Below are 9,059 nucleotides of genomic sequence, written 5' to 3'. Positions count from 1 at the left end.
TTCTATTAACGCTTGCACTCCAAAGCTAGGATGGTTAATTTTTTGATAAATGAACTTGAAATTAGCTAGAAGTTTGCAATATTTTTCTAACTTACCCGATCTTATTAAATTATAAGGTAGACTATTTAATCGAGCGCGTTGGAAGGCAGCACTTTTGTTTCGTTTAACAGAATTTGTCATGCAATATTATCTCCTTCCACTTCTAAATAATCAGAAATGCGTCTATTTACCTCCTCAAAAATTTTCCGATCTTTTTTTAGTTCTCGCTTACTTTTGAGAAAATCAAGAAAACTTGCATGATAAATGCTATAACAAGTTTCTCCTTCAATGACTTGTTTTTTAAGATACTCAACCCAGTCATCTAAAAACGATAGCACTTCATATCCATCTTCGTTTATAATCTCAGCAATCATATCACAGGTAACTGCCGTAGCAATTTCAACTAATATAAATAGGATCATCACCTTCAATTTTTGAGGTTTTTTATCCATCCCCATCCGCACCCAATGGATTCGATAATAGTCCTGAAGTCCTGAAGGTAACTGTTGTAAACTTAAGTCATTATAGAAACCATTTGCGAGCGCTGGTAAAACATAACGCAGGTACATAAAGTTATTTTCACTTTTTGCTGCTACCTGCTCAACAAAATTATCAGTACTGATGTCACGCTCAGCGATCCACTTTCTCAAATTATCTTTATGCTGCCCATCGTGGTTAAGAAATAGGCGAATATAACCTTTAATATCCTCTGCGTTCAATTCTTGATATTCCATCTTTCTTAAATCCAACTCCTGGGATGGAACAGATATGCGTAAACATTTTTTCTCGGGAGTATAAGGTCGTCTAGTTAAAAAGAAATAAACTCGTTGTGGAAGAGTTTGTGGTAAAAATAAAATATTTCCAGCACCCGATTCTTGTTCGACTTCGTCCAGCGCATCAACTACAATTACCAAGGATTCATGTTTTGACAGTTTTTGACTTACTTTGACTAGCAAACAAGACAAATCAGCATCTTGTGCATCCTGTAAATTGTAACGAGTAGTTAATTGCTGACGAATACTAGCGAGAAACTGCTCGGGTCGATTCCGTCCCTCAGCAATAATATTGAAATAACAGGGTAAATGACAATCACTAACGTACTTTGCAGCAATCGCACTTTTACCCATTCCCGCATCTCCAATGAGGGTAAAATAACCATTTACATTCTTTTGGCAAAATTCTTGAAAGGTTTTAAACACAAATTCACGCCCACAAAATGATTTTATTTTCTCCTCAATAGTTGCTTTGAACTCATCAGGATAAGGTTTTGAATCACGCTTTGTGTTTTCTTGTGTTATGAGTTTCTTGATATCATCAATTCCTGCTTTCATCTGATCTAGCTTTTGAGTATCGCGTCTTTCAAATGGATTTTGGCTGAGATCGATAAAATAATTAAACTTTTTCTTAAAATCTTCTAATTCTCGAGATAAATTTATACTTGATTTTCGTAATTCTTCACCTAGATGATTCCAATCATCATCGTCATTGATAATATTTTTTATTTTGGAATAAATAATATTATAGTCATTATTATTAAAAGCTGTTTCAAAAGCTTTTTTAATCTCCTTCCGAGTAAATACTTTCATAAGTACATATTTTTTTTCATTTAAATTGTTAGCGTTTACTCCATCTGCTTGTTCTCGCTTGTAATAGCAGTGGAATAATGTACAGGCATAAATGCTGTCAAAGTTATTATCAGGTTTCTTGGTTAAGTCAATACCACAACTTTTAAATAATGTAATGGTTGTTGTATCCCCTTTGATTCTTTCAATCAAACGAGGAGTAACAAAATTACCCAATTCAGGAGCAAGAACTGAAAAAAAGTTCATTTTCAACTAAATATAGATATATAATTATCACCTTTCCCTTTATCCATCATAGCGATTTGTCAATCAAATTGCTGGGGGTTGTCTAGATACGACAATCCTAGAAATGATACAGCGATCGCTGAAAACATTAAGACATTTCCTTACTCATCCGTTCCAGTTCACTTTGAATGAAAATAATGAATCCATCCGTTGCAAAACATCTCTCCCTACAAACCTAACAACCAATCCCGCGCAGCCTTTGGTGTACGCAAATGAACTATATTTAAATGAGAGTACTCAGGCTGCTGAAACAAAACTGGATATTCCCGACGTCTTCTATGGTAAGTTTGCAGCGACCACAAAATAATAGATTCTCGACTGAATAACTTTCCCCAAGTTTCATAATTCCCATTGCAGACTTCTTGTTGAGTAACAACTCGATTAATTGCTCTTTTGCTGACTCTACTCATCACTGTAAAAAACGAATAATCAAGCCATACTAAAGTATCAGTTCGACTCCAGATAATGTCTCTGACTTTGCTATAGTTACCATCAACCACCCAACTTTCACTTTTCAAAGCATCTGTAACGCGCTGGTGAAAAATGTCGTTTGATACTTCTACCCAATTCGGTTCCCAGTGCAAATAGTCTAATTCTACGTGAGGAATAGCAAGACGCTGGGAAATGTTTTTTGCTAAAGTAGTTTTCCCCGAACCACTAGTACCAATTACAGAAATCCGCATGGGAAATAATTTTATAATTCTATAGTTATGCTTTTAACTTAACTACTAGAGAAAGGAATTTCCAATAAAAATATAATACTCGTTAGGGCGCACCGATGTGCGCCCCTACAGGTAAGAAAAAATCAGATTTGGAATCAGAAGTAATTACGAATTACAAATTACGAATTACAAACCACAAATTACGAATTACGAATTACGAATTTTCCTTATATCCACCTGCATAACCAATAACACATATACTTCCATATTTGCTGTGGGAACCATATGCTACACCAGCAACTTTGAATTTTGGATTGAAAATATTTGTGCGATGACCCCGAGATGGTACACCATCATCAATGATTAGCTGCATAATAATATCTTGTGCAGTTGTAGGACCATAACTAATATTTTCTGCAGCAGTCTTTTTCCAAGAACCATAACGTTCCATCCTGCTGAAAGGAGTGCTTCCATCACTACCGGAATGACCCACAGCACCCCTAGGACCTTGATCATCAATATGGTCTTCAGCAGCCAAAGATAAACCTTTAGAAGTTTTTAAACGACCAACAGGTCGGGCTTTTTTGAGAAAACGTATAGCCTCGTCAACAGCTTTGACTCCTTCTTGGGTTTGTAAATAAACCCGATCTGAGATTTTGACTCGTTTACCTTGAAAACGTTTTTTGTAGTTCTCTAGGATGGGTAGATAAGACTTAGGATTTTTTCGTACTTTATTCATTTCCCTCATTACTTGTTGTTCGAGGGGAGATAAATAGCTTGCTTTTGCGAGTAATTGGGGATTTTTGGTTGAAAGTGCGATCGCTAGAGTTGAATCGGTTATAGGTGTAGAGTTTGCTAACGAAGAATTAGAAAAAAATAATTGAGAAATACTACTGAACACTAGAGCTATTAGGGAAACTCTCCAAAATTGACTGTGACGCATTAATTACCTCACAACTTATAGATTAAGGGTGACTTGAGTCATTTTGAGATGCATCACCTGCTTTTTGAACATACACACTTAGTTATAACTATTACCATTCAGCACAAAAATGTAGAATGGTGATCCTTGATATGTTGTAACTTCTACAAAAAGTTTCTGTAAAGAGTATCACTACTTAATATTTAAATAACTAATTAATACTCATCAAGCAATTCCAACTACAAAAATATACTAACTATAGTAATCATATTTGATTTGTGAATCACTAAACTCTGTAGAGACGTGACAGAGGCTAACGCCGACGCCGCAGGCTCTGTCACGTCTCTACAATATTGATTCTCACAAATGATTTAGGATTGCTATATTTATTACCCATTACCAATTACCAATTACCTATCAAAGAATTACTTCTTCCATAGAAGATTTAGGATCATTCTCACTCGAATCTGTTTTACTGAGACGAGATATTACCAGACGTATCAATAAAAGGACTCCCAATACAATTAAAAAGCTACATACACCAATAATCTGTTTTAGTTGAATCTCGAGAATTCCATACAAAATAACCTCACGCAAAGCAGAAACAATCGCAACTTCTACTGCTGCTCCCAATGAAATGCGATGTTCCCGCAAATAAATCACTAACAAGCGGAATAATTCCACCATAATCAAAATAAACAAAATATCAGAGATAATCTGCTGGGATTTATGTAAATGCATCAGGGAAAAAAACATATCCCCCAATCTCAACAACATTACAGAAAACAAACCAATACAAAGGGATATAACAATAAAATCCTGAACAAGCTCTAGGTTATGAATTACTCTTTCTTTCTTAAATAAATTATTTAGTAGCGCCTTTAGATTGTTTAGCATATTTTTTACACCGTATACTTACTCCAGCAGCAACCACTTTTATCTCGATGGGTTATGGGCTGTTACGAGAGAATGCTGATTTATTTAATATTACTTAAAATAAATCAAGAATGGTTCGGTATTATATGGCTGATATTTGTAATTAAGCTATCTTTCCCAACTATTTGTCTATCCAAAAGCTTGTTATGTTTTATGGAGTAACCCTTCATTGTACCGGTTTATGCGTCAGTCCTAGTACATCTCGTTTACCTACAATCTGCTGTATATTTATTTAACTTATATATATATAACTTGTATTTATGGCAAAGTGATACACCTGCACCAACAGCAAACAAGTTTTTGGAACTTTTTCTAAACGCCCAAAATTTACTTTAAGATACTATTTGTTTGATTCAGGAATTTGAGATAAATTTAAAATTTAAATAAAGATAAATATTTTTAAGCAACATGTATCTGTAAAAATGTCACTCAATTTTCCCAGGCATAGGAAAATATTTCGGGAGGTAAATTTTGCGAGCTAAATTTGTTGCATTGGCTGTTTGTTCAAGTTTAATAATTATTGGAGTGACGCCAAACTTAGTTGGAGCCCAGATTCCTTCATTACATCAGTTGCAATTACCTTCTCAAGGAATAAAAAGTCTTGAAAAAAGAATGGTTTCCGACTGGGTTTATTTAGATGGACGGCGTTTATTTCGAGTAGCAGCACCAAAATCTAAACTTGGTGAACGCGTACAGACTATTCAGGCTAAGCTGGATAATATCAGGCAAGATTATTTAAGTCGCCCGAATGGAAAGCTAGATGTAACAGTTCTGAATCAAAAAAGTGGATCTCCAGCTATTTATGTAAACGGTATAAAACTTTTAGAAATTACCGAACAAGATGCAGAATTAAACGATTCAGACCAAAACAACTTTGCACCTAGGGTTAGGAAGATTTTACAAGAGAATTTGCAAAACGCCAGACAAGAGCGTCAAAAGGAGTTTTTATTAGAACAAAGTAAGATAGCAGCAGCAACAGCGTTGGTGATGATAGTTTTGAGTTTGGGTATCTACAGTATTTCTCGACGACCCTTAAAACAGTTTTCACCAGAATCAAACAACCCAGCGTCAGATAAAACTAGACCAATTACTTCTTTACTAAGACAACAACAAAAACAGAATTTGCGAGAAGTTAGGCGAAGAGTTTTACAATTAACTCACGCAGGAATTTGGGTGGGAGGAAGTTATTTTATTTTAGGCTTATTTCCTTATACTAGACCGCTTCAAGCCGCAATTCTCGCTGGTGCTCAAATTCCTCTGCGCTTAATAGTTATTGCTACGATCGTCTACATTACAGTACGCCTAAGTTATTTTATTATTGACCGCTTAACTTCTGCATTTGTTAAAAGTAGTGCTTTAATTACTCCAGAAACATCTCATAGATTACAACTGCGTGTTTCCACTATATCTGGAGTTACTAAAAGTATTATCACTTTCATCTGGCTGCTAGCTGGTGTCCTTGTGGGACTAATGGCTTTAGGGATCGATATCGTTCCCTTACTTGCAGGTGCTAGTTTAGTTGGTGTTGCGCTTTCTCTTGCTTCCCAAAACTTAATCAAAGATGCAATTAACGGTTTTCTAATTGTTTTAGAAGACCAGTATGCCCTTGGTGATGTAATTAATGTTGGAGATGTAGGTGGGTTAGTGGAAAATCTCAACTTACGAATGACCCAAGTTCGTGATTCTGAAGGGCGTTTAATTACCATTCCCAACAGCGAAATTAAAATAGTCGCCAATCTTTCTAGCCGTTGGTCTCGTGCGGACTTAAGCATTCCTGTTGCTTACCAAATGGATATTGATAAGGCTTTAAAATTAATTAAAACTGTTGGTTTAGATATGGCGCAAGATCAAGAATGGCGATCGCCCATTCTTGATACTCCGGAAGTTTTAGGAATAGAGAATTTTGGTGAGAGAGGTATAGTAATCCGGGTGTGGATCAAAACCCAACCCTTAAAGCAATGGGAGGTAGCTAGAGAATATCGACGTCGGGTAAAAGTAGCTTTCGACCAAGCAGGAATTTCTATTCCCATACCTCAGCAGTCTATTTGGGTAAACGAAATTCAGTCTTTTTCATCTCAAGTTAATTATAAAGATCAAGAACCTTCCAACTAAAGCTGTGGGGGTCTTTGAGCAAATAATTACTAATTCGTAATTCGTAATTCGTAATTTGCACGAAGCGCTTGACATCCAGTTACCTGTTTCAGGCACTAAACCCAGTCAATGTTAATGTAAGTTGCTAGTACCCCTGTGCGGAAGTAAAAAGTAAAAAGTAAAAAGTATTATATTATCTAGCTTCTAGACTTTATGGATGGTTGCTTTATTTCCGCCGACCTGTACTAGTAGTTAACCACATTAATTCTGATGGGTTTGTTTTTCCACAAAATCCTGTAGAGACGTTGCATGCAACGTCTCTACAACCCCGCAGAATTAATGTGGTGGAGTACTAATTACAGTTATGTTAGATTTAGATCCCCTAACCCCCTTAAAAAGGGGAAAATTAGTTCAAAGTCCCCCAATTTATTGGACACTACAAAATTTTGACTTATAATTGGCAACTTGGATTAATATATACAATACTTGTTTCTCGTAGATTTATACTAAGTATAAATTACTATTTTTTTAGTGAAGTTTATTCATTAATAAGCAATTCAATAACATATGGTTTCTCAACCTTCCCAAACTTCTTTAGCTCAATACGCGGTAAGTAATACTGATAAGGAAAAGCTTAATCCGTCTGTAGAAAATTCATCAGAAGAAGTTGATTTAGAGTTTCTTTACACCAGAGATATGGAATTTCGTCAAGAAACTATTTATTTTATTGTTGTAGATAGGTTTTGTGACGGCGATCCAGATAATAGTGAGGGTCCAAATGCAGAGCTTTATGACCCCACGATGGACGATTGGGGAAAATATTGGGGTGGAGACCTTCAAGGTGTAATAGATAAGCTTGATTATTTAAAAAATATGGGAGTAACTGCTATTTGGTTAACTCCCTTGTTTGAGCAGGTAGAAGGTTTATTTATTGAAAGTGCAGCTATTCATGGTTATTGGACGCGAGACTTCAAACGGATAAATCCCCGTTTTATTGGTAAAGATGAAGAACCTTCCCTAAATAAGACTCAGGAAACCCGCAACACGACTTTTGACCGTTTAATTGCAGAGTTGCACAAGCGGAATATGAAGTTAGTCTTAGATATTGTCTGCAACCACAGCAACCCGGATATCGATGGGGTGAAAGGGGAACTTTATGATGATGGGGTGAAAATTGCTGACTTCAATGATGATAAAGACAATTGGTACCATCATTATGGGGAAGTGAATGATTGGGAAAATGAATGGCAAGTTCAAAACTGCGAACTATCGGGATTAGCTACATTCAACGAAAATAATATTTTATATCGCCAATATATCAAGTCAGCGATCGAGCAATGGTTAGACCGGGGTGTTGATGCATTGCGCGTAGATACAGTAAAACATATGCCGATTTGGTTTTGGCAGGAATTTAACGCAGATATCCGCGATCGCAAACCGGATGTTTTTATTTTTGGCGAATGGATTTTTTCCCACCCGTTAAATGAACGTTCCGTAGAATTTGCGAATCATTCCGGAATGTCCATCCTTGATTTTGGCTTGTGTAGTGCAATTCGTTCCGCTCTTGCTGAAGGTGCAGAAGAAGGATTTCATTTAATTCATGATATTTTTAAGGAAGACTATCGCTACAATGGGGCAACAGAGCTTGTCACTTTCATTGATAATCATGATATGCCCCGGTTCCAATCCTTAAATCCCGATCCTGATATACTACGGTTAGCGATCGCTTTAATTATGACCTCTCGGGGAATTCCTTGTATTTACTACGGTACGGAGCAATATCTCCACGATGATACAGATGGAGGAGATGACCCCTACAACCGCCCCATGATGGAAAAATGGGATAGAGATACGGAACTTTACCGTTGTATTCGTTTGCTTTCTGGTTTGCGTCGTCTTAACCCTGCGGTATCCTTGGGTAGTCAATGGCAAAAATATGTTACGCCGGATGTTTATTGCTATATTCGCAGCTATGGTAATTGCATGTGTTTTGTAGCTATGAACAGAGGGGAAATCGTAACTCTTGATGCTATTACCTGCGACCTTCCCGACGGAGAACATACCTGTATTTTGACTCGACGCAAGTTTCAAGTTACTGATGGAACTATTGAGGATTTAGAACTCGATAGTCAAGAAGCAATTGTAATTAGCTATATTGGTGAAAGAGTTAAAGGACAAACTTTAGTTCGCGCTCAGTTGAATGGAGTATATACTCAACCTGGCGAAAGAATAGTAGTAACTGGAAATTGTCCGGAATTAGGTAATTGGGATATTGCTAAGGCTTATCCTTTAGAATACATTAATCAAAATACTTGGTTTGCCGAAATTCCCTTCAATGAAAGTGCTGGTAAACTAATTACTTACAAGTATGTGATGTTGCGTGAAGATAAGTCCCCCTTGAGGGAAAATCTTGTTTCTCGTCATTGGGTTTTAGCCAAGGAAGGAATGGTGAAATGGCGAGATATTTGGGCTTCTGGACGAGAAGCTTGATAAAATGTGAGCGTCTCCGGAATTGTGCAGTTACGAACTGTTTCTTTAATG

General features: G+C 36.5%; 7 protein-coding genes. 2 read left to right on the top strand and 5 right to left on the bottom strand.

What is annotated here, in order from left to right:
- The 5 genes from QNJ50_RS17850 to QNJ50_RS17830 form a co-directional block, all read right to left on the bottom strand.
- Positions 1 to 180 (bottom strand): hypothetical protein (locus QNJ50_RS17850; protein ID WP_300637638.1); only part of this gene is annotated, 180 nt, incomplete at its 3' end.
- On the bottom strand, positions 177 to 1,868 hold the full coding sequence (locus tag QNJ50_RS17845) for an NACHT domain-containing protein (RefSeq protein ID WP_300637636.1): 1,692 nt from the start codon (positions 1,866 to 1,868) through the stop codon (positions 177 to 179). The genes QNJ50_RS17850 and QNJ50_RS17845, both read right to left, overlap by 4 nt.
- Before the next feature lie 206 nt (positions 1,869 to 2,074).
- Positions 2,075 to 2,590: an AAA family ATPase gene (locus QNJ50_RS17840; protein ID WP_300637633.1), complete on the bottom strand. Its 516-nt coding sequence runs from the start codon at positions 2,588 to 2,590 to the stop codon at positions 2,075 to 2,077.
- A gap of 193 nt (positions 2,591 to 2,783) precedes the next feature.
- Positions 2,784 to 3,512, bottom strand: coding sequence for a CAP domain-containing protein (locus QNJ50_RS17835; RefSeq protein ID WP_300637631.1), 729 nt, complete (start codon positions 3,510 to 3,512; stop codon positions 2,784 to 2,786).
- 396 nt (positions 3,513 to 3,908) lie between these two features.
- A complete protein-coding gene (locus tag QNJ50_RS17830; RefSeq protein ID WP_300637629.1) occupies positions 3,909 to 4,388 on the bottom strand; it encodes a phosphate-starvation-inducible PsiE family protein in 480 nt (159 codons plus the stop codon).
- 510 nt (positions 4,389 to 4,898) lie between these two features.
- On the opposite strand from QNJ50_RS17830, the gene QNJ50_RS17825 reads away from it, so the two are divergent.
- The gene (locus QNJ50_RS17825) at positions 4,899 to 6,539 is read left to right on the top strand and encodes a mechanosensitive ion channel family protein (protein ID WP_300637627.1); all 1,641 of its coding nucleotides are present in this window, start codon (positions 4,899 to 4,901) and stop codon (positions 6,537 to 6,539) included.
- 546 nt (positions 6,540 to 7,085) lie between these two features.
- A complete protein-coding gene (locus QNJ50_RS17820) occupies positions 7,086 to 9,008 on the top strand; it encodes an alpha-amylase family glycosyl hydrolase (RefSeq protein ID WP_300637625.1) in 1,923 nt (640 codons plus the stop codon).
- Positions 9,009 to 9,059 lie beyond the last annotated feature (51 nt).

The sequence above is a fragment of the Mastigocoleus sp. MO_188.B34 genome, assembly GCF_030065675.1.
Lineage (GTDB): Bacteria > Cyanobacteriota > Cyanobacteriia > Cyanobacteriales > Nostocaceae > Mastigocoleus.
Note: the sequence above shows the minus strand (reverse complement) of the source record. Positions and strands in the feature narration are given on the sequence as shown.